18 protein-coding genes and 2 pseudogenes are annotated in these 20036 nt (G+C 68.5%); 5 read left to right on the top strand and 15 right to left on the bottom strand.

Annotated features, from left to right (window positions below; all coding sequences use genetic code 11):
• Window positions 1-30 precede the first annotated feature (30 nt).
• From ITJ67_RS19690 to ITJ67_RS07145, 5 genes and pseudogenes are all read right to left on the bottom strand, one after another.
• Window positions 31-2418, bottom strand: a complete 2388-nt coding sequence (locus tag ITJ67_RS19690) for a glycosyltransferase family 4 protein (protein WP_228502406.1) — start codon at window positions 2416-2418, stop codon at window positions 31-33.
• A 55-nt stretch (window positions 2419-2473) separates the two neighbouring features.
• Window positions 2474-3703, bottom strand: a complete 1230-nt coding sequence (locus ITJ67_RS07160; protein ID WP_194677170.1) for a glycosyltransferase family protein — start codon at window positions 3701-3703, stop codon at window positions 2474-2476.
• Window positions 3704-3985: 282 nt separating this feature from the next.
• Window positions 3986-5374, bottom strand: a complete 1389-nt coding sequence (locus ITJ67_RS07155) for an LCP family protein (protein ID WP_160072659.1) — start codon at window positions 5372-5374, stop codon at window positions 3986-3988.
• Window positions 5375-5426: 52 nt separating this feature from the next.
• Complete coding sequence (purE, locus tag ITJ67_RS07150) at window positions 5427-5969, bottom strand: 5-(carboxyamino)imidazole ribonucleotide mutase (protein ID WP_194677169.1); 543 nt, start codon at window positions 5967-5969, stop codon at window positions 5427-5429.
• A 91-nt stretch (window positions 5970-6060) separates the two neighbouring features.
• A pseudogene (locus ITJ67_RS07145) lies at window positions 6061-7254 on the bottom strand (5-(carboxyamino)imidazole ribonucleotide synthase); the annotation flags it as partial.
• A 172-nt stretch (window positions 7255-7426) separates the two neighbouring features.
• Here ITJ67_RS07145 and ITJ67_RS07140 point away from each other — a divergent pair.
• Window positions 7427-8056 carry a GtrA family protein gene (locus tag ITJ67_RS07140; RefSeq protein WP_160072665.1) on the top strand — a complete coding sequence of 210 codons (630 nt, stop codon included), beginning with the start codon at window positions 7427-7429 and terminating at the stop codon, window positions 8054-8056.
• Window positions 8057-8179: 123 nt separating this feature from the next.
• On the opposite strand, the gene ITJ67_RS07135 is transcribed toward ITJ67_RS07140, so the two are convergent.
• The 3 genes from ITJ67_RS07135 to ITJ67_RS07125 are packed head-to-tail and all read right to left on the bottom strand — an operon-like array spanning window position 8180 to window position 10232.
• Window positions 8180-8920: a PH domain-containing protein gene (locus tag ITJ67_RS07135; protein WP_194677168.1), complete on the bottom strand. Its 741-nt coding sequence runs from the start codon at window positions 8918-8920 to the stop codon at window positions 8180-8182.
• Window positions 8920-9792: a biotin--[acetyl-CoA-carboxylase] ligase gene (locus ITJ67_RS07130; RefSeq protein WP_194677167.1), complete on the bottom strand. Its 873-nt coding sequence runs from the start codon at window positions 9790-9792 to the stop codon at window positions 8920-8922. The genes ITJ67_RS07135 and ITJ67_RS07130 overlap by 1 nt, the downstream gene beginning before the upstream one ends.
• Window positions 9789-10232 (bottom strand): hypothetical protein, encoded by a 444-nt coding sequence (locus tag ITJ67_RS07125; protein WP_160072671.1) that lies wholly within the window; start codon window positions 10230-10232, stop codon window positions 9789-9791. The genes ITJ67_RS07130 and ITJ67_RS07125 overlap by 4 nt, the downstream gene beginning before the upstream one ends.
• Window positions 10233-10342: 110 nt before the next feature.
• Here ITJ67_RS07125 and ITJ67_RS07120 point away from each other — a divergent pair, with 110 nt between their 5' ends.
• From ITJ67_RS07120 to ITJ67_RS07105, 4 genes are read left to right on the top strand one after another with little or no spacing between them, the layout of a single operon-like run.
• Window positions 10343-11956, top strand: coding sequence for an acyl-CoA carboxylase subunit beta (locus ITJ67_RS07120; RefSeq protein WP_104243005.1), 1614 nt, complete (start codon window positions 10343-10345; stop codon window positions 11954-11956).
• Window positions 11953-12198, top strand: coding sequence for an acyl-CoA carboxylase subunit epsilon (locus ITJ67_RS07115; protein WP_181059498.1), 246 nt, complete (start codon window positions 11953-11955; stop codon window positions 12196-12198). The genes ITJ67_RS07120 and ITJ67_RS07115 overlap by 4 nt, the downstream gene beginning before the upstream one ends.
• 10 nt (window positions 12199-12208) lie before the next feature.
• Window positions 12209-12955, top strand: coding sequence for a hypothetical protein (locus tag ITJ67_RS07110; RefSeq protein WP_194677166.1), 747 nt, complete (start codon window positions 12209-12211; stop codon window positions 12953-12955).
• 55 nt (window positions 12956-13010) lie between these two features.
• The gene (locus tag ITJ67_RS07105) at window positions 13011-13544 is read left to right on the top strand and encodes a septum formation family protein (protein WP_194677165.1); all 534 of its coding nucleotides are present in this window, start codon (window positions 13011-13013) and stop codon (window positions 13542-13544) included.
• A gap of 121 nt (window positions 13545-13665) precedes the next feature.
• Here the strand turns inward: ITJ67_RS07105 and ITJ67_RS20230 are convergent, their stop codons facing one another.
• From ITJ67_RS20230 to ITJ67_RS07070, 7 genes and pseudogenes are all read right to left on the bottom strand, one after another.
• On the bottom strand, window positions 13666-14580 hold the full coding sequence (locus ITJ67_RS20230) for a class I SAM-dependent RNA methyltransferase (RefSeq protein ID WP_416362312.1): 915 nt from the start codon (window positions 14578-14580) through the stop codon (window positions 13666-13668).
• Window positions 14581-14748: 168 nt separating this feature from the next.
• Window positions 14749-15003: pseudogene (locus ITJ67_RS20225) on the bottom strand (TRAM domain-containing protein); the annotation flags it as partial.
• A complete protein-coding gene (locus tag ITJ67_RS07090) occupies window positions 14991-15584 on the bottom strand; it encodes a putative glycolipid-binding domain-containing protein (protein ID WP_194677194.1) in 594 nt (197 codons plus the stop codon). The pseudogene ITJ67_RS20225 and the gene ITJ67_RS07090, both read right to left, overlap by 13 nt.
• A gap of 302 nt (window positions 15585-15886) precedes the next feature.
• Window positions 15887-16861: a transketolase family protein gene (locus ITJ67_RS07085; protein ID WP_160072677.1), complete on the bottom strand. Its 975-nt coding sequence runs from the start codon at window positions 16859-16861 to the stop codon at window positions 15887-15889.
• Window positions 16858-17724 carry a transketolase gene (locus tag ITJ67_RS07080; RefSeq protein ID WP_160072679.1) on the bottom strand — a complete coding sequence of 289 codons (867 nt, stop codon included), beginning with the start codon at window positions 17722-17724 and terminating at the stop codon, window positions 16858-16860. The genes ITJ67_RS07085 and ITJ67_RS07080 overlap by 4 nt, the downstream gene beginning before the upstream one ends.
• A gap of 21 nt (window positions 17725-17745) precedes the next feature.
• On the bottom strand, window positions 17746-19050 hold the full coding sequence (locus ITJ67_RS07075; protein ID WP_228502405.1) for an MFS transporter: 1305 nt from the start codon (window positions 19048-19050) through the stop codon (window positions 17746-17748).
• Window positions 19051-19167: 117 nt separating this feature from the next.
• Window positions 19168-19965, bottom strand: coding sequence for an SDR family oxidoreductase (locus ITJ67_RS07070; protein WP_160072683.1), 798 nt, complete (start codon window positions 19963-19965; stop codon window positions 19168-19170).
• Window positions 19966-20036: the final 71 nt, after the last annotated feature.

Genomic DNA, 20036 nt, shown 5'->3' with positions numbered 1-20036 from the left:
TCGCCCTGCTTGTCCGCGGGGTCGCGCCGCTTACGCAACGGTCCGCCAGATCTTCGAGACGACGTTGCGCCAGTCGTGGTGCTCTTCCGCTTGGGCGCGGGCGGCGCGGGAGAGGCTCGTGCGGCGCTCGGGGTCGGCGGCGAGGGCGTCGAGGGCCGACGCGAGGGCGCGCGGGTCGGATGGCGGGACGAGGACCCCGGTTCGTCCGTCATCGAGGATGCTCGGGATCTGTCCGGTTGCGCTCGCCACGATCGGCAGGCCTGAAGCGAGGTACTCGTAGATCTTGAGCGGTGAGAAGTAGCCTTCCTCTCCGTCGTGTGCCGGGTAGGGTGCGACGGCGATGGAGGCGGCCGCGAGGAAGCGGGGCACTTCGGACGGCGGCACGGCGCCCGCGAACTCGATGCGTCGGCGCGTGTCGGGCGGAAACGCGGAGGCCTGCTCGAGGAGCCGCTCGCGCTCGGGGCCGTCGCCGACGATCACGAGCCGCCATGACGGCGCCGCGAGGGAAACGGCGTCGAGCAGCGTCGAGACGCCGTGCCAGGGCTTGAGTGTCCCGACGAACACCACGGTGACGGGGGCTTCGCGCACGATCTCCGCATCCGTCGCCGTGATCCGGCGTGTGTTGACGCCGTTCGGGACGACGTGGATGCGCGCACTCGCTTCGGGTGCAGTCTGGCGGGCCCACTCGGCGACGGGTGGTGAGACGCAGACGGTCGAGGCGGCGGCCTCGAGCTGGGCGCGGAGGTTTGCCCGGGCTCCCGCCTCGTCGTGGAGCTGGCGGTGCTTGCGCTGCTCGTCGATGAGGGGGGAATTGACTTCGAGGATCCCGGGCACGCCGGTTGCTGTGGTCACCTCGCTGAGCGCGCACGACCAGAGGCTGTACCGCTCGTAGACGATGTCGGGGTGGCTCTCGGCGACGCGTTCGGCCAGTTCACGCGCGGCCGACCGGACTGCCTTCTCGCGGTTGCCGTCGTCTCGCCCTCGGACCGGAACCTCGGTGACGGCGAGGTCGGCGAGGTCGGCTGGGACGTGGTCGCCTCGTCGGAGGCAGTAGAGCTGCACGCTCGCGCCGAGGGCACGCAGCGCGCGAAGAACTTCCTGCACGTGCACGGAGCTCCCCTTCGTGCCGAAGACGGGCACGCCGGGGTCGGCGCAGACGTAGGCGACCCGTTGATCGACGAGGGAGGCGGGCAGTGGATGCTGAAGGCGGCGCAGTGAGTTCGCCTGCGCGGCGGAGTCGAAGCGCGCTTCGATGAGGCGCCGGGCGCGCCGTGTCAGCAGGCCGAGTTCGGGATGGGCGGCGAGAGCACGGATGGCGTCCACGAGCGCTGTACGGTCGCCGGCCGGGACAAGCAGCCCGGTCTCGCCGAAGCCGTCGATGCGCCCGATGACCTCGGGCATGCCGGTGACGTCGCTGGCGATGGATGGGGTGCCGGTCGCCATGGCTTCCAGCAGCACGGTCGGCAGGCCATCCGCGTTGCCGTCTTCACCCACGATGGAGGGGGCGACGAACACCTCTGCCCATCGGAGCAGCTCCCCCACCTCCCGCTGGGTTCGGCTGCCGAGGAGGTGCACTCGGGCGCCCAGTCCATGCGCGGCGATTCGAGCCGCGAGCTCGGCTTCGAGCTCCCCGTCGCCAGCGATGCGCACCTCGCTGTCCACCCCCTCGTCGCGGAGCTGCGCTATGGCGTCGACGAGCAGGCCGAAGCCCTTCTTCTCCACGAGACGCCCGACGGCCGCGATTCGCAGCGGCGCTCCCGGCGCACGCGTTGTCTCCGGCGCACGGTAGGGGAAGCGCTCCAGCTCGAGCCCGTTGTACTGCAGGACGATCTTCGCCGCGTGCTCCGGGTAGCGGTCGCGGAGCGACTCGAGGTTGAACCTGCTGATGGTGACGACGTGGTGGGCGCGCTCGATGAGCATCCCGAGCCGCTGCTCGTCGACGCTCTCGTGGAAGATGTCCTTCGCGTGGAGCGTGACTGAGTAGGGAATCCCGCTGAGCCGCGAGGCGACCTCCGCAACGCGGCCGGCGAGGGAGCCGAAGTGCGCGTGCAGATGGGTGAGGTTCGCGCGGATGCTCTCCACGGCGAGGCGGACGCCCTGGGCGACCTCGGATGCCTCGAAGGCGGCGAGCTCTGGGAGGCTCTCGGCGAAGCGCTCCGCGAAGCCGGGGACGGTGCGCTCTGCTTCGGCGACGTCGGCCCACACCTCGCCGAGCTTGTGCTCCTTCGCGATGAAGGTCACGGGAGCCTGTACACGAGCCAGCTCCGGGTGGAAGCGGGGATCGCTCGTGGGGCGCAGAGCGTAGATCGCGATCTGCTCGCCTCGCGCCTCTCTCGCCAGGATCTCGGTGACGACGAAGGTCTCCGAGAATCGCGGATACACCTTGACGACGTAGCCCGTCTTGGATTGCTGTCTCATTCTCGTCTCGCTCCTCGCCGTCATGGCTGTCCGGTTTCCCTCGCTCCCTGCGCTGCTAGCTCGCATCGGCCACCGCTGCCGTCAGGCTCATGCGCAGCGAGACGCTGGGGGCGTCGTGCGGCGACAGCAGCGCTGCCGTGAGCCGGACGACCGCGTCGAGTCCGTGCCCGTCGATCGCGGATCGGCCGCCGCTCTGAGCGATCTGCCCGGTCGTGGCCGCGGTGAACCAGCGGGCCAGCGCGTCCGGGCTGACGGCCTCGGGTTCGAGGACGCTCACGGCGCCGTGCCGCTCCAGGGCCGTCGCGCGGATCAGCTGCTCGGTGCGCGGCGACGTGCGTGGGACGACGAGGGCCGGGACGTGGCTGGAGAGCAGCTCGCACATGGTGTTGTAACCGCCCATCAGCACGGCAGCGGATGCCTCGCGCAGGCAGGCGAGGCCGTCTGGTACGGATTTGTGCAGCTGGACGTGGGGGCCAGCCGCGGCCTGCACGCGCCGGAAGTCGGCGCTCGGCATCTGCGGGCCCGTGACGACGAGGTGCTCGAACCCTTCTGGCACCGGGGTGCGCGCCGCGAGCTCGGCGAGCTCGAAGGCGTCCGAGCCGCCGCCGAACATCGACACGACGTAGGGCTGCTCGACCATGCGCGGTGACCGCCCGACTGCCCGCCCCGCCGACAGGTAGCCCGTGTGTCGGACGAGGTGGCTGACGGCCGCTGGGATCTCGCCGCTCTCGACGGGGTCGTGGACGCGCGGGTCTCCGTACACCCAGATCTGGTCGAAGTCTCGGCAGAACTGGTCGAGGTCGAGCTTCGCCCACTCCTTCGCCGCGCGGTCGGGCTCGTCGAGCACCTCGCGCATGCCGAGGACGATCCGGGTCTCGGGCCGTTCCCTCTTCAGATCTCGCAGTGCGGGAGCAAGCTCCTGTCGGACGCCGTAGGGGTGACGGTCGACGACCACCAGGTCTGGGCCGAAGCTCAGCACAGCGCCGCGCACGATGCGGCCTCGCAGCTGCGTCAGGTCGCCGAAGGGCACGTCGAGGCGACGCGCGCCGTAGGAGGAGCCGGATTTGGTGATGCCTGGGATGACGAGCCACTCCCAACCGCGCGGCAGGGGGAACTTCAGTGCGACGGGCTCACCCGTGATGAGGAGGCCTGTGACGGGGCCGGTACCGTCGCGGTCGGCGGCTTCGGTGAACGCTCGGGCGAGAGCGAGATTGCGCCGCACGTGGCCGAGGCCGACGGAGTCGTGGGAGAAGAGCACGATCTTCTTGGGTGCGTGGATCTTCATGGCTGTTCATCCCTAGGTCGCCGAGCGTGGAGACGTTCAGCGTCAAGTGAAGGCTGAACGTTCCTCGAACCTAGGGAGCGGCGGCGACCGGGGTCGCCAAAATGAGAGGACTCTCCTGGAGTCCGGACGAGCAGGGTTCACGGCGACTGTCGGCCGTGATCAGCTCGACACCCGGGTATTTCCGCCGATCGAGCGACGCGGGCGCGGTTGGGTGACCGGCCGGCCAGAGGCTTCGCTGACCCGCAGCATGAGAACTCCCTCATGCGCGGTCAGAGGCCGGCGCTACTCGGCGGGAGCGGTCTCCTCGGGAGCGGGCGTCGCCTCGGGCGGGTCCGAGGCGATCGCATCCTGGACGGCAGCGTGGATAGCGGGGATGTCGGGATTGCCCTGGTCGAAGTTGGGCGGCACGATGTCGAGCCGCACGCTGTTGCCGCTGCGCGACTTCAGGAGGAGATCGCCCACGTAGCCGATCATGCCCTCCGGGATGTCGGTCTGCACGACCTTCTCGAGCGCATCCGTCACCGGCCCGATCTTCCCGAGGAGGTTGGTGGGCGTCATCGTCGCCACCATCGCCTCCTGGAGCTGCCGCTGGCGCTCCATGCGGGCGAAGTCGGTCGTCTCGTAGCGGGAGCGCGCGTACCAGAGGGCCGTCGAGCCGTCCATGTGCTGCTGTCCGACCTCGATGAACTCGGTGGCGGGTGCCCAGCCGGGTGACCCGTCGTCGTTGATGCCGATGCCCACGCGCTCGGTGACGTTGATGTCGACGCCGCCGAGGGCGTCGATGAGCTCCGTGAAGCCGGCCATGTCGACGAGCACGTAGTACTGGATGCTCAGCCCCGTGATGCCCTCGACCGCGTCCCGCATCGCCTCGATGCCGGGCTCCGAGCCATGCTCGGCGGCGTCGGCGTAGCCGCCGTCCTCGGCAATCGTCGCCTCGGTGTAGACGGAGTTGAGGTAGCAGACGTCGACCGCGCAGCCCTCGTAGAGGTCCGGGTAGAGGTCGCGCATGTGGCCCTCGGAGAACGGGAAGCTCTCCATCGCTCGTGGGAGGCCGATCGTGGTGAGCTTGCCCGTGAACGCGTTGAAGCTCATGACGCTGATCGAGTCGGGGCGGAGGCCTTCGCGGTCGGCGCCGCGGTCGCCGCCGAGCATCATGATGTTGATCTGGCCATCGGATGGGAGCTGCAGGCCGTTCGAGGCGCCGCCGAAGAGCCCCTCGATGGCGGACTTCCCCTGGTTCGCGACCTGCGACGTGACGGCGGCGAACACGAGCGGCACGGTGACGAGGACGACGCCGACGATGGCGATGAGCGGCCGAGCGACCTGCTCGAGCTTGATGATGCGCACGAGGCGGAGCGCGTCCAGCCCGCTCACGACCCACATGGCCACGTAGAGCATGAGCACGAGGTGCACCGCGGTGATGCCGAGCGTGGTGGAGAACACGAACAGCAGGGGTCCGCGCAGCACGAGCGCCATGAGCAGGACCACGAGAACTGCCGCGATGCCGCCGAGCCAGATCGAGAGCATGAAGCGCCCGAACTTCCGATTCCCGGCGAGGATCTGCGCGGTTCCCGGAAGGAAGAAGTTCGCGAGGAGCAGCCACCAGGCGCGCCTGGTCATGAGCTGCGGCGAGCTGGCGTCCGGGTACCGGAGCGGGAGGGTGAGTGTCATGTGGTCCTGCGGTCGAGGAGCAAGGGGTGGCGACGGCGGCCGAGGGGGTGGGCTAGAGCGACTGCTTGAGGGCGTCGTTCTTGGCTTCTACGGCGTCGCGCAGTCCGTCACTGTAGTCGGCGAGCCTGGCCGCGAGCGCTTCGTCAGCTGTGCCGAGGATGCGGGCGGCGAGGATTCCGGCGTTCTTGGCGCCGCCGATGGAGACCGTCGCGACGGGGATGCCCGCGGGCATCTGCACGATCGAGAGCAGGGAGTCCATGCCGTCGAGGTACTTGAGCGGGACCGGCACGCCGACGACGGGGAGCGTCGTGAGCGAGGCGACCATGCCGGGGAGGTGGGCCGCGCCTCCGGCTCCGGCGATGATGACGCGGATGCCGCGTCTGCTCGCTTCGCGGCTGTAGCTGACGAGCTTCTCGGGGGTGCGGTGGGCGGAGACGACCTCGACCTCCGTGGGGATGCCGAACTCCGCGAGCACGTCGCGAGCTTCGTGCATGACACGCCAGTCGCTGTCGCTTCCCATGATGATGCCGACGAGGGGAGCCTGCTGTGGGGTGCCGTCTGCGGGCGCCGGCGATGCGGTGGGGTGGTCGCTCATGCGTGCAAGCGTAGACGCGGGTGCGCGCGGCCCCGCTGAGGCTGGCCGGTGACGGCTCGCCTCAGGTCGCGCGCCGCTTCACGGCCTCGCGTCAGGAAACGCGGTCGTCGTCGAACGCGGCCGCCGCAGCCCGGGCCCGGTAGGCGACGTCGTCGAGCTCGGGGCCCGCGACGGTCACGTGCCCTACCTTGCGCCCGGGGCGCGCGGACTTGCCGTAGCTGTGGATCTTCGCGTCGGGATGCGCGTGCATGGCCTTCTCGTACCGGTCGCCGTAGCTGCCCTCCTGCGGCCCGCCGAGCACGTTGACCATGACGGCGTGGGGTGCCGTCATTCCGGTGTCGCCGAGGGGAAGGTCGAGGACGGCGCGGAGGTGCTGCTCGAACTGGCTCGTGGTGGACCCGTCGATGGTCCAGTGCCCCGAGTTGTGGGGGCGCATCGCGAGCTCGTTGACGAGGATGCGCTGGTCGGTGGTCTCGAAGAGCTCGACGGCCAGCACGCCGGTGACGTCGAGCCCGAGGGCGACCGACTGGGCGATGGTGGCGGCGACGTAGCCGAGGCGGTCGTCCGCTCCTTCGGCACCGGGGGCGGGGGCGAGCACCTCGGCGCAGACGCCGTCGCGCTGCACGGTCTCGACGATCGGCCAGAGGGCGATCTCGCCAGAGGGACGACGGGCGACGAGCTGCGCGAGCTCGCGGCGGAAGTCGACGCGTTCCTCGACGAGCAGGGACTCGCCCGCGGCGAACCAGTCGGCGCCATCGGCGCCGGATCGGACGATGCGGACGCCCTTGCCGTCGTAGCCGCCTCGTGGCGTCTTGAGCACGGCGACGCCGCCATTGGCGTCGATGAACGCCTGCAGCTCCGCTTCGTCGCGCACTTCGGCCCAGTTGGGGATCGGGATGCCGAGCTCGGCGAGACGGCGGCGCATGAGGAGCTTGTCCTGCGCGTACTGCAGCGCGTGCGGACCTGGGCGCACGGCGACTCCCGCATCGACGAGGCCCCTGAGCACGTCCTGCGGAACGTGCTCGTGGTCGAAGGTGACCACATCCACTCCGCGCGCGAAGTCGAGCACCTCAGCGAGGACATGCATGTCGCCGACGGCGGTGACGGCGCGGTCTGCGCTCTCGCCACGGCCTGCCGCGAAGACCCGCAGGTCGACGTCGAGCTCGATGGCGGGTGGGAGCATCATTCGCGCGAGCTGCCCTGCTCCGATGACGCCGACGACCTGACCCATGGTTCGCTCCGTTCGAGAGTGCTGCTGGCAGTCTTGCCGTGAGGGAGTCTGTGCGCTCGCATCGAATTCGACGGCCGGGGAGTTCTCCCCGCCTGCGTTGCAGTGGCAGTGACGTGCCTTTTGCTCTGACGTGTCTATACTCCGACGAGGGTCACAACTCCCCAACAGTCTATCCTGCTTGCGGCGGCATCATCCACGCAAGTGCCCCACGATGGAGGTCGAGCGCTTGACCAATCGCTCCCACAAGCACGCAGAGCCGCATCACTCTGAGCCTGAAGATTTCGTCGGCTTCGTAGCCGCGGAGACAGCCGAGTTCGATCTGCCTGCGCAGCGGACCTCGCGGAGCCTCTGGGGCCGCATCGTCAACGTGTTCCGACGCATCGCGGCGTCGAAGGGCATGATGGCGCAGCTCATCAACTTCGGCCTGGTCGGCGGGGTCGGCTTCGTCGTCGACACTGGCCTGTTCAACATCCTCATGCTGACGGTGCTCAACCCCACCGAGGTCGCGCATGGCGCGCTGTGGGCGAAGGTCATCTCGACGTGCGCGGCGATCGTGACGAACTGGATCGGCAACCGCATCTGGACGTTCCGCCAGCACAAGCGGCAGGACAACTTCCGGGAGGCGATCGAGTTCTTCGGCGTGAGCCTCGTGGGGCTCGGCATCGGCCTGCTCCCGATCTGGTTCACGAATGCCGTGCTCGACAACCACTCGTGGATCGCCTACAACATCGCGAACCTCATCGGGATCGGCCTCGGCGCCATCTTCCGCTTCATCCTGTACCGCTTCTGGGTCTTCTCCCCCAAGCGCGTCGCGGAGATGCAGGAGAAGGACGGCACCGCCATGGAGGCGAGCTGACCTCGTCGGCCGAGCGATCGGCGGGCACAGAAGAGCCGCGGGCACTGATGCCCGCGGCTCTTCGCGTCCGCGGCCCTCGGCGAGCCCGCAGGAGGGAACAGCGGGTTGCGGTGCTCGGGGCGGCTACGGCCCGCTGAGCTCCCGGATGCAAGCCGCCACCGTGTTGGCGCTCGGCACGTCGATGAGTCTGAGGCGGTGACCGGAGACCGAGGTGAGGACGATCGTCCCTGAGCGGAACATGGCCTGCCAGAGGTTGCGCCGAACGGTGACGTCGACGATCGCGTTCATGTAGATCTCGCGGGTCTCGCTCGTCAGGGTTCCCTGCGAGAGCACGATGCGGTGCGTGGTGATCCTGCTGCGGGCCTGGAGCCAGACCACGATGGGCACGACGCCGAGGAGCACGATCGCGGCGAGCGAGATGAGCAGCCAGGCGTGGCGGGCCCCGATCGTCGTCTCCTGCAGGGCACCGAGGTTGTAGCCGGCGGCCGCGAAGCCGCCGATGAGGACGATCGACGGCAGCAGCAGACGGCGTCCGTGTCGGCGCACTCGCATGATCGTCCGCTCCGGCAGCCGCATGCCGAGCGGCTCGTAGTACCGCTGCTGGGGGGCCTCCGGCTGAGCGGGGAACTGCTGACCGTACTGCTGTCCAGGGTTGTACTGACGCTGGTCGGGCTCAGCTCGCTGCTGGGCCTGCGCGTACTCGTGGTGCGACGGTGCCGCCTGCTGTCGAGGCGCGTGGCTGACGGGGAGCTGCGCCCCCTGGGGCGGTGCGCCGTACTGCTGCGCACCGTACTGCTGCGCGTCGGGAGCGCCGAAGATCTGGTCCCAGGACTGCTCGCTCGGATGCGGTGGGCGGCCGCGCATCAGGCCCCGTTCTCTGGGCGGACCCGCTCGACGTCCCCGGCCGCGACAGACCTGGTCTCCCCGTCATCGCCTCTGATCACGAGGTGCCCTTCCGGCGTGAGCTCCGTCGCGAAGCCGTGCAGGATCTCGCCAGACGGCAGTGTGGCTGCGACGCGGGCGCGGAGGGTCGAGCAGACGTCGCTCAGCTCGCCGTGGGCTCCGCTCGCGATGGCGTCGCCGCGAGTCTCGCGCAGCGCATCGAGTCGCGCCACGAACTCGGAGAGGTAGGCGGGGAGGAGCTCCGCCGGGTGCGGTGGGAGCATCCCCGCCAGCGCGAGCGAGGTGGCGTGCGCCGTGGGCAGCTCCTCGGCCTGCAGGGTGATGTTGACGCCGGTGCCGATGACGCAGGAGAGCTCTCCGTCGCGCGTTCCGAGGACGCGTCCCAGGATGCCGGCGACCTTGCGTCCGTCGATCTGGACGTCGTTCGGCCACTTGATCTCGACTCGACCGGAGTGCTCATCCGGCCGGAAGCCGGGGGCCGGTGGGGACAGCTCGAGGATGGCGCTGCGGAGCGCGAGTCCCGCGATGAGGGGCAGCCAGCCCAGGATGCGGGGGGCTGCCTCGTCGTCGGCGAGGCGCACGAGAGTCGAGGCTGCGAGGCACTTGCCGCGCGGGGAGATCCACTCGCGGCCGTGGCGGCCGACGCCGGCGGTCTGGGCGTAGGTGACGAGGGTGCTGAGAGCCGGGTTCTGGCTTGCCTCTCCCCCGGTGCGCTCCCAGATGTCGGCGAGCACGTCGTTGGTCGAGGTCGCTGCTGGCACCGAGATGAGGCGCAGCTCGGTGCCAGCAGCGCGCCCTCCGAGGAGCAGCTGGGTGATGGCCGGGGTGCTCACTGGGCGCCCGCGATCGCCGAGCCGATGAACGACAGGTACACGAAGGTCATCACGACTGAGGCGAGGACGGCGATGAAGAGGGTGACGAGGGCGATGATCGCGAGCACCTTCGAGCGACGCTTCTGCCAGAGCGCGACGATCGCGAGCACGAACGCGACGGCCGCGATGGAGAGTGCGAGCGCGATGTTGAGCACGGGAACCGGGGTGAACGCGAGGACGAGGGAGAGCGCCGCGACACCGAGCGCCCACCTGCCCCAGAGGCTCCGCCGCGAGAGCTCAGGCGCGGCGCTCGCCTCACCGCGGACGCTCGCGTCGTACGGCGCCATGGGCGCGCTCGACGGCAGCAGGCACTGCTGCGCCTGGGCATCCGGTGCCAGCGGTACGACCTCGGCGCCTGCCCTGGGCGCGGCCCCGTTCGGTGCGCCAGTCCCCTGAGTCATGCCGCCAACCTCTCAAATGTCGTGCGTCGTGCGTCTCTCACGCACTTCACCGGGGAATCAGGCTAACCCGTGCGGCCGAATATGAGCCGCCGCCCGGTAAAGTGACGCGGGTGAACTCCGCACCACTTGACTCCTCAGCGTCCGGTCCGACCCCTACGAGCACGGCTGACAAGATCGCCGACCTCAGGGCCCGCCATGCGGAAGCAGTGACGCAGGCGGAGGAGGTCTCCGCGAAGAAGCAGCACGCGAAGGGCAAGAAGACAGCCAGGGAGCGCATCCTCGAGCTGCTCGACCCGGGTTCCTTCGTGGAGCTCGACGAGTACGTGCGCCACCGGACGACGGCGTTCGGCATGGATGCTCGCCGTCCGTACGGCGACGCGGTCATCACGGGAACGGGCACGATCCACGGCCGCGGTGTCGCCGTCTACTCGCAGGACTTCACGACGTTCGGCGGCTCGCTCGGCGAGGTCGCGGGCGAGAAGATCATCAAGATCATGGACCACGCCATGAAGGTGGGGGTGCCGATCATCGGCATGCTCGACTCCGGCGGCGCGCGCATCCAGGAGGGTGTCGTCGCGCTCGGCAAGTACGGCGAGATCTTCCGGCGCAATACGCAGGCCTCCGGCGTCATCCCGCAGATCTCCATCGTCATGGGCCCTGCAGCCGGCGGCGCCGTGTACTCGCCGGCGCTCACCGACTTCGTCATCATGGTCGACAAGACGAGCCACATGTTCGTGACGGGACCTGACGTCATCAAGACGGTCACGGGCGAGGAGGTGGGCTTCGAGGAGCTCGGCGGCGCGCTCGCGCACAACCGAACCTCCGGCGTCTCCCACTACCTGGCCGCGGATGAGGACGACGCGCTCGACTACGCGCGCCAGCTCCTCTCCTTTCTGCCGGACAACAATCAGGCCGAGCTGCCGAGCTACGACATCGAGACGGAGCTCGAGATCACGGATCTCGACAAGAAGCTCAACACGGTCATCCCCGACTCCCCGAACCAGCCATACGACGTGAAGCAGGTCATCGAGCTGATCGTCGACGACGGCGACTTCCTCGAGGTGCAGCCCCTCTTCGCCCCCAACATCATCATCGGCTTCGCGCGCGTTGACGGCACCTCCGTCGGCATCGTCGCGAACCAGCCGAGCGCGATGGCGGGCACGTTGAACATCGAGGCCGGCGAGAAGGCGTCCCGCTTCGTGCGCTTCTGCGACGCGTTCTCGATCCCGATCCTCACGCTCGTCGACGTGCCGGGCTACCTGCCCGGCACCGACCAGGAGTGGTCCGGAGTCATCCGCCGCGGCGCGAAGCTGCTGTACGCGTATGCGGAGGCGACGGTGCCGCTCGTGACCGTCATCCTGCGCAAGGCGTACGGCGGCGCGTACATCGTCATGGGCTCGAAGCAGCTCGGCGCCGACCTGAACTTCGCGTGGCCGACCGCCGAGATCGCCGTCATGGGCGGCCAGGGTGCGGTGAACATCCTGTACCGCGGCGAGATCAAGCGGGCCGAGGAGGCTGGCGAGGACGTCGCCGCCGTGCGCACGCGCCTCGCGAACGAGTACACCTACAACGTCGCCTCGCCCTTCCTGGCGGCCGAGCGCGGCGAGCTCGACTCGGTCATCGAGCCCGCGTCGACCCGAGTCATCGTCGCGAAGGCGCTGCGCACGCTGCGCACGAAGCGCGCATCGCTGCCTCCCAAGAAGCACGGGAACATCCCGCTGTGAGCCAGGAGCAGATCCCATCGCACGTCGGCCTCGAGCACATCGTGCGCACCGTCAGCGGCAACCCCACCGAGGATGAGCTCGCGGCGGCCACGCTTGTGCTCGCATCGATGATCGAGTCAGCGCAGGACCTCGACCGGCCCCGCGACATCGTCAAGCGCCGCACGGCGTGGCAGCTCTCGCAGCGCAGCATGCGCGGCGGCGGCTCCGCGAGCGACCCGTTCGGCGGCTCCTACCGGAGCTGATCGCAGCAGCATGCGAACCGAGCGATCGTCTGGCGGGTTCCTGTTCGCCCTCGTCGCCCTGCTTGCAGTGGTGCTGGTGTTCGCGACCCCGGCTGGTGTGCCCTCGAACGACGAGGGTGGCACGACCGCGGCAGAGCCGTGGAGCGCTGAGGGCGTCCGCGAATGGTTCGAGGTCAACGTCTTCGGCACACACAGCCGTTTCGAGCCTGTGGTCGTCGCGCCGGAAGATGCGCAGAGCGCCTCGCTGAGCTACCCGCCGCTCGTCACAGCCCCGCTCGGCCCGTGGCCAGAGGGAGAGGCTGGCATCGACGCCTTCATCGCGGCATCCGGTGTTCCTGCGACCTGGGCTGCCGATGGCCAGACCGCCTGCCCTGAGGACGCGCAGGCCTGCACGAAGCAGTCCTGGTGCGAGGGCAACGGTTGCCCGGTCGAGCCGCCGACAGCCAGCATCCACCTGCGGGCGGATGATGCGACGCTGTTCCCGACGATCACCGATGTGGGCGCGTCGGTCCTGATCCATGAGCTGGGCCACGCGCAGCAGGCGTACGTCTTCCCGAACCCGGATGAGATGGTCCGCGTGCTGGAGGAGGAGGGCTACGGGCAGTTCTCCGGCTGGGACGGCAACGCGGTCCCAGCGGTCGAGGGGCACGCCGAGTGCTACACGCAGGCGCTCATCGCCAGCTCAGCGTATTTCGCAGACTGCCCGGTCGATCGCAAGGAGCGCGCCGTCGCGCTTCTGCTCGAGAAGCGGTCCTGAAGCGCCCATTCTGTCGCTACAGTAAGCGAAAACCACCGAACCTCCAGGGGAGATCATGGCGAAGACCACCGTCACATCAGCGTTCGCGATCGGAGCCCTCGTGCTCCTCGGGTTCGGCCTCACCGGCTGCTCCGCCGCCCAGGAGATCGCGGACTCGGTCGAGGGCGAGCTCTCCGGCGGCGAGAGCGACGTCCGCGACGGCGAGACGCAGGAGGTCACCGAGTCGGGTGACCTCGACGTCTTCAAGCTCGCGGTGGGTGACTGCTTCAACGACGCCGGCAGCACCACGGTCAGCGAGATCCCGGTCGTGCCGTGTTCTGACCCACACGACTACGAGGTGTACTTCGAGGTCGAGATGCCCGCCGGCGAGTACCCCGGAGACGAAGCCATCAGCGCGCAGGCGGACGCCGACTGCACGGCGCAGTTCGCGACCTTCGTCGGTCTTCCCTACGAGGAGAGCGCGCTGAACTTCAGCTACCTCACTCCCACCCAGCAGAGCTGGGATGGCGCCGATGACCGTCTCATCCAGTGCATCGTCATCGACGATGCTGCGCAGACGACGGGCAGCCTCGCCGGCGCCGCTCGCTAGGACGCTCGGGTCTCTCTGCTCGAGTCGGGTCTCTCTGCTCGAGGGAGACCGTGCGACGAACGCCGGGCCCCTCGCTCCTGCGATGGCCCGGCGTTCGTCGCGTGCGGCGTCGTCGTTCCGGTCAGGCGCGCACGAAGCGGGCGACCGTCTCGAAGTGGTGCGTGTTCGGGAAGAGGTCGTAGGCGCGCATCCAGTCGAGCTTGTAGCCGTGGCCGAGGAGGAGACCGGTGTCGCGGGCGAGCGCGACCGGGTCGCAGGCGACGTACACGAGCTGAGCCGGCCCGAAGCCCGCGAGACGGTCGATGACGTCCTTGCCGGCGCCGGAGCGCGGCGGGTCGAGGATGACGCTTCCCCGGCGGATCCCGTCGCGGTCGAGGTGCGTCGCGTCGCGCTCGAGGTTCGCGAGGTACTGGTCGACGCGTGCGGTGACGGCGCTCGCGCCGCGCCACTCCGCGAGGTTCGAGGTGGCGTGGCCAGTTGCGGCCGCGTTCGACTCGACGGTCTCGATGAAGGCCCCTGGCCCGGCTTCCTGCGCGAACGCCGCGGCGAGCAGGCCGACGCCGCCATACAGGTCGAGGTTCACGGCCTCGGCGTCGACGAGGGCGGGATCGAGGGCATCGGCGACGGCATTCGAGAGCGTCTCGGCGGCGAGCCTGTGCACCTGCCAGAACCCGTCCTCGTCGACCCGGTACTCGCGCCCGTTGACGACCTCGGTGACCACGGCCGGCTTGCGCCCGTGGGCGCCGTCGAGGATGGTCCGCATGCGGGTGTCGAGCTCCGCGGGTGCAACGAGCTCGATGCGTCCAGAACCGGCGAGGCGTTGACCGAGCGGAGCGAGCTCCTCGATGTCGCCGTGCGCGAGCGGCAGGGTCTCCGTCTCGATGACGCGGTGCGAGCGTGCAGCGTACGGGCCGACGCGCCCTTCCTTGTCGACGTGGAGGGTGACGCGGGTGCGCCAGCGCGTTCCGCCATTCTCGTCGTCGCCGAGAAGGGGCTCGACGACGCCCTGCCAGTCGTGGCCAGCGAAGCGGGCCATGGATTCTCGCAGGACCTGGGCCTTCAGCTCACGCTGGCGGGCCAGGCGGATGTGTCCGAGCTCGGCTCCCCCGGCGCGTTCCTCCGGCGTCCGCTCGATGCCGGCTTCCTGCCAGACGTGCGCCTGGCGGTCATCGGATGCGCGGAGCACGTCGGTGGCGACGGCCCGCGCGAAGGACTTCCTGACCTCGGTCACCCGAGCCTGCACGAGCTCGCCGGGCACGGCGTCCGCGACGAACACGACTCGGCCCTCGTGGCGGGCGACGAAGATGCCGCCGTGCGCGATGTCGCCGACCTCGAGCTCGATCACGTCTCCTGGGGTGATCTCCGCTGAAAGGTCTGGGGTGGTGCCGTCGTGGGTCATGCGCTCGAGCCTAGCCGTGCGCGCCCACCGAGCCTGGCGGCCTCGGGTCAGAGCCGCGTGAAGAGGCCGGGGTAGCTGAGCACGAAGCTCTGCTCGTCGGTCGCGATCTCGCGTTCGAACGAGCCGTCGGCCGCCTGGAAGAGGTAGCGGGTGCGGCTCAGGCGGCGGTACCGCTGACGGTCGAGGAACACGGCGAATGTCTCCGTGTCGATGTAGGCGACGTCGATCTCGCGTTCTTCTCCGACCTCGAGTCCCAGCCTGCGCATGGGAAGCGTGTTGGTGAGGGGCGTCGCCCGGATGTCCACGTCGAGCGCACCGCTGAGCTCGGGGGCTGGACGGTCGCCGACCCGCCAATCGCCGCGGCCATTCGAGGTGACGGTGAGGTGCTCACCGGTCTTCGGGCGGCGCAGCGAGACCAGCCGCGTCCGCAGGACCGGGTCGGTCTCGAGCAGGTACTCGAGGTGCGGGCCCCCACCCTCGCCCGGCTCGGCCGAGACCGGCGCGGAGATGCGCGAGTTCGCGGTGATCGCGCCGACCGCGTCCTCGACGACACTCGCCGCCTCGACGTCGCCCGTCGCCTCAGCGACCCAGGCGAGTGCGGAGGGGGTGGAGACGGCTTCGACACCCGGCGAATCCCACACCACGGATGAGCGGGAGAACCTGGTCTGCTTCGGCGCGCGGTACCTCGACTCGATGCGGGTCACCCGACGCCCTCCCCTTCGGAGTCTGGGCACTGGGCCGAACTGTGGAGCCTGATGAGCATGCGAGAGATCGTATGCAAACGGCCTTGGCGCACTCTGGCAGGAGGTCGCGCGTTGGCTGACCGCGCCCTGACCGGCCGCGTCGAGAGTCGCGCCTCCCCGCCTCGATCCTCGGGACAGTCGCCCCGCGGTCGCGAGTGTGCTGTGGCACAGCCCACGACCGCAAGGCGCCCCGATCGACGTCAGAGTTGCTGCCGCGCGATGCTCACGAGCCCATCCGCATCCAGGCCATAGTGACGGTAGAGATGAGTTGGCGGGCCGATCAGGCTGTACTCGTCCCTGAGACCATGGCGAACGAGACGCGCCCCGGCCGATCGCTCAGCCAGAACCTCGGCAACAGCTGATCCGAGACCACCGAGGATGTTGTGTTCCTCAGCCGTGATGATCACGGCGCTCCGCTCGGCCACCGCGGCAACGAGCTCCGCGTCCAGAGGCTTGATCGTCGCCATGTCCACGACCCCCACTGAGTACCCCTCATCCGTAAGCCGTCGTGCGGCTTCGAGTGCTGGATGGACAAGCGCACCGCAGGCTATGAACGTGACGTCTGTGCCACGGGAATGCTCGATCCCCCTCCCGATGGTGAACTCGACATCGTCCCCATACACCTGTGGGTCTCGACCCCGGCCGATCCGGAAGTAGATCGGCTCCGGCCAGTGGGCGCTCGCTCTGAGGGCGGCCCTCAGCTGGCGACCATCCGACGGCGAGATGACCGTCAACCCGGCAATCGCTCGTGTGGTCGAGATGTCCTCGGTCGCGTGATGGCTCGTCCCGTAGAACCCGAGGGAGATGCCCGTGTGGTGGCCGATGAGGCGCACCGGGAGCTTGGTGTATCCCAGGTCCATCCTGATCTGCTCGCAGCAGAGCAATCCGAGGAACGACGCGAACGTCGCAACGAACGGCATGAGACCGCAGGTGGCCATGCCAGCCGCGGCCGAAACCATGTGCTGCTCGGAGATGCCGAACTGCACGAATCGATCCGGATGCTGTCTCTCGAAGAGCTGCAGCCCGTTGGAGTACTTGAGATCTGCCGTCCCCGCCACGACCGGGACCCCGTCCTTCACGAGGTCGTCGAGCCCAAGAGAGAGGTAGTCGAGGTCAGGATTCAGCTCGTTCAGCGCGCGGTACTGCCACGACTTCTTCGACTTCGGCCCGGTCATCGAGCTCTCCTTCCGTTGTTGATCTCTTCGATAGCGGACTCCGCGTCCTCCGGATCCAGGTACCCGAGGTGCCACCCGGGTTCTTCCTCCATGTAGCGGACGCCCTTGCCCTTCTGTGTATGCGCGATCACGCACGTCGGCACCCCGTCCCGCCTGGCATGCTTGATGCGGTTCAGTGTGTCGCGCACCTCGATCACGTCGTGCCCGTCCACCTCGATGACGTTCCATCCGAAGGCACGCCACTTGTCGGCGAGCGCCTCGACTCCGAGGACGTCGTCGACCGCTCCATCGAGTTGATAGCCGTTGCGGTCGATGATCGCGACGAGTCGATCGAGACGGTGGTGGGCCGAAGACATCGCCGCCTCCCACACCTGTCCCTCTTGCATCTCACCGTCACCCAGCATCGCGAAGACGGTGTAGTCACGGTCGGACATCCTCCCGGCAAGCGCCATCCCGAAGCCGTTGGACAGGGCATGGCCGATCGATCCCGAGCTGAAGTCGATGCCTTTGACCTTCGTCATGTCCGGGTGATCGCCGTAGGGGCTGCCCAGGCGCGCATACGAATCGAGCTCTTCGCGGGGGAAGTACCCGAGGTCGGCGAGGTACGCGAACATGCCGACAGCGGCGTGGCCCTTGCCGATCACGAACCGGTCGCGGTCCGCCCACCCGGGATCGTCGGGGCGGATGTCCATGACCGAGTAGTAGAGCGCAGCGAAGATCTCCGCCGCCGAGAACACGGAGCTGTAGTGCCCTGTCTTCGCTATCTCGATCAGCCGGATCGTCTCCGTGCGGATGAAATCGGCTCGGTCTTCCAATCGAGCTCGGTCGGTGTCGTCAGCCGTGACGGTCGTCGTTGTGTTCATACGTATTCCTTTCACGTTCAGTCAGCCTCGCTTCCGCTGACGGGGCGCGATCGCGTCCTCGTCGAGTGTCAGATCGCGACCAGCCACCTCGGGAGAGATCAGTGCTGCGATGAAGCCGATGAGCGCGAGCAGCGCGACGTAGGCCGCGATCACCCACCAGTGGCCGGTGGCTGCAAGCAACAGGGCGACGACCAGAGGCGCGATGCCGGCACCGGCGAGCCCGCCGAGTTCCTTCGAGGCGGTCACCCCGGTCAATCGATGGCGCAGCCCGAACATCTCGACCATGTAGGCGGATTCGGTTGCGTACATGCCTTGCACGCAGATGCCGGAAGCGATGATGAACGCGGCGAAGATCGCCCACGTCTCACCCGTGGAGATGAGCATCAGGCCAGGGAAGGCGAAGAGCACCTGGACCCCGGCGAGCACCAGGAACACCCGCCGTCGACCGTACTTGTCGGTGAGCGACCCGATCAGGGGGATCGCTCCGAGCCCGACGAGTGAGGCGACCAAGAGCGCCGTGGCCCCGGTGGTCTGGCCCTGTCCGGGGAGCGTGGCGACGTACCCGACGAGGAACACCTGGTAGAGGGCGCTCGTGCCTCCCTCTCCGATACGGAGGCCGAAGCACACCAGGAAGGACCGCCACCCGCTTCGGAAGAAGTTGGCGTAGAGCTCCTTCATCGAGCTCTTCCGCTGCCGGTCGGCCACCGACTCGAAGACGTGGCTCTCCTTGACCCGCTTGCGGACCCAGAGACCGAGGACCGTGACCAGGATCGACCCGAGGAACGGGAGGCGCCAGCCCCAGCTCATCAACTGGTCCTCCGGCATCGTCGAGATGAGCAGCCAGACTCCGGTCGCAAGGAGCGAGCCCGTGTTGGTTCCGAACGAGACGAAGGACCCGACGAATCCTCGGTGCTTGCGAGGCGCGGACTCGACCATGAGCGCGGACGCACTGGCGAGTTCGGCTCCAGTGGCGAACCCCTGGACCATGCGGCACAGCAGCAGCAGGAGCGGCGCGACCACTCCGACCTGGTCGTACGTCGGGAGGAGCCCGATCGCGAAGGTGGATGCACCCATCAGCACGATGGTGAGCACCATGATGAACTTCCGGCCGATTCGATCCCCGACTGCACCGAGGAGGAGTCCGCCGATGGGGCGCACGATGAAACCGACCGCGTAGGTAGCGAACCCTGCGACGAAGCCGATCTGCGGGGGCAGGTTGGAGTAGAAGAGCTGATTGAAGATGAGCGCCGTCGCGAGCCCGTAGATGACGTAGTCGTAGTACTCGAGCGTGGTCCCGAGTGCCCCTGCGACAGTCGTTCTCATCATCGAGCCCCGACTCTGAGGGGTGACGTTCTCATGCGTCTGCGTATCGGTCATATGCCTCTCCTTTGAGGTCATAGGGGATGGGCCCGCGCCGAGTGACGCGGACCGGGTGAAGCGTTGCTAGTCGAGGTCAGCTGGCAGCACGGGAGTGGCCTGCTGGGTGTTCCCGATGGACTGCAGGCGAGTCGCAGTGAGGGTGATCTCTGAGACGGTCGTGCGTCCCGGCATCGTGATGGCCGCCAGGGTCGCCTGAGCGACGTCTTCTGGCTGGATGAACCACCGGCGCATCTCCTGCGGCGGCGGTGTCGGCCGTCGGTCCAGGATGGGCGTGTTCACGACGCCGGGGAGGATAGTCGTTATCCGGACCCCGGCTGCGTGCTCATCACGACTCGCACCTCTCGCCAGACCGATCATGCCCGCTTTGGACGCCTGGTACGCGGCTCCCGAGTGATCGGGCCAGAGGGCGGCAACACTCGAGATGAGGACCGCGTCGCCGCGAGCGTCCCGCAGCTGCGACAAGGCGCCGCGCAGGAAGTAGAAGGCGCCGTTGAGGTTCACGTCGATGAGGTCGTCCCAGGCGTCGAACTCCACGTCGCCGAACGTGCGGGGGTTGATGTTCCGTCCCGCCGCCACGATGAGCGTGTCGATGGGATCCTCCTGCGCGAGCTGGTCCAGCAGAGATGTGACCGCTGCTCCGTCTGAGACGTCGAGCGTGTGCGGCACGTATGCACCCGAAGCCAGGTGCTCGCCACCCACTTCTGCGAGCTCTTCCGCTCGGCGCGCGACCGCATGCACTCTCGCTCCGCCGCTGAGGAGCATCTGCGCGATCGCAGCCCCCATGCCGCTCGATGCGCCCGTCACCAGTGCGGTGCGGCCTTCGACGTTGCCCAGTTCTCGCTGGTGCGAATCAAGTCTCATGATTCCCCTCTCGTCCGTCCAGGTCGATGGTTGGTTCCATCGAACGGCGCAATAGTCTCACAGAATGGACC

The organism is Pseudoclavibacter sp. VKM Ac-2867, from assembly GCF_015351275.1.
Taxonomy (GTDB): Bacteria; Actinomycetota; Actinomycetes; order Actinomycetales; family Microbacteriaceae; genus Pseudoclavibacter.
This window is presented reverse-complemented; position numbering and strand designations above follow the sequence as displayed.

What these genes read in the sequence shown, in the direction of transcription:
- ITJ67_RS19690 (WP_228502406.1), bottom strand. Translation starts at nt 2,418, where the DNA reads ATGAGACAGCAATCCAAGACGGGCTACGTCGTCAAGGTGTATCCGCGA.
- ITJ67_RS07160 (WP_194677170.1), bottom strand. Translation starts at nt 3,703, where the DNA reads ATGAAGATCCACGCACCCAAGAAGATCGTGCTCTTCTCCCACGACTCC.
- ITJ67_RS07155 (WP_160072659.1), bottom strand. Translation starts at nt 5,374, where the DNA reads ATGACACTCACCCTCCCGCTCCGGTACCCGGACGCCAGCTCGCCGCAG.
- purE (WP_194677169.1), bottom strand. Translation starts at nt 5,969, where the DNA reads ATGAGCGACCACCCCACCGCATCGCCGGCGCCCGCAGACGGCACCCCA.
- ITJ67_RS07135 (WP_194677168.1), bottom strand. Translation starts at nt 8,920, where the DNA reads ATGCGCGGCCGCCCACCGCATCCGAGCGAGCAGTCCTGGGACCAGATC.
- ITJ67_RS07125 (WP_160072671.1), bottom strand. Translation starts at nt 10,232, where the DNA reads ATGACTCAGGGGACTGGCGCACCGAACGGGGCCGCGCCCAGGGCAGGC.
- ITJ67_RS07110 (WP_194677166.1), top strand. Translation starts at nt 12,209, where the DNA reads ATGCGAACCGAGCGATCGTCTGGCGGGTTCCTGTTCGCCCTCGTCGCC.
- ITJ67_RS07105 (WP_194677165.1), top strand. Translation starts at nt 13,011, where the DNA reads ATGGCGAAGACCACCGTCACATCAGCGTTCGCGATCGGAGCCCTCGTG.
- ITJ67_RS20230 (WP_416362312.1), bottom strand. Translation starts at nt 14,580, where the DNA reads ATGGCCCGCTTCGCTGGCCACGACTGGCAGGGCGTCGTCGAGCCCCTT.
- ITJ67_RS07085 (WP_160072677.1), bottom strand. Translation starts at nt 16,861, where the DNA reads ATGACCGGGCCGAAGTCGAAGAAGTCGTGGCAGTACCGCGCGCTGAAC.
- ITJ67_RS07080 (WP_160072679.1), bottom strand. Translation starts at nt 17,724, where the DNA reads ATGAACACAACGACGACCGTCACGGCTGACGACACCGACCGAGCTCGA.
- ITJ67_RS07075 (WP_228502405.1), bottom strand. Translation starts at nt 19,050, where the DNA reads ATGATGAGAACGACTGTCGCAGGGGCACTCGGGACCACGCTCGAGTAC.
- ITJ67_RS07070 (WP_160072683.1), bottom strand. Translation starts at nt 19,965, where the DNA reads ATGAGACTTGATTCGCACCAGCGAGAACTGGGCAACGTCGAAGGCCGC.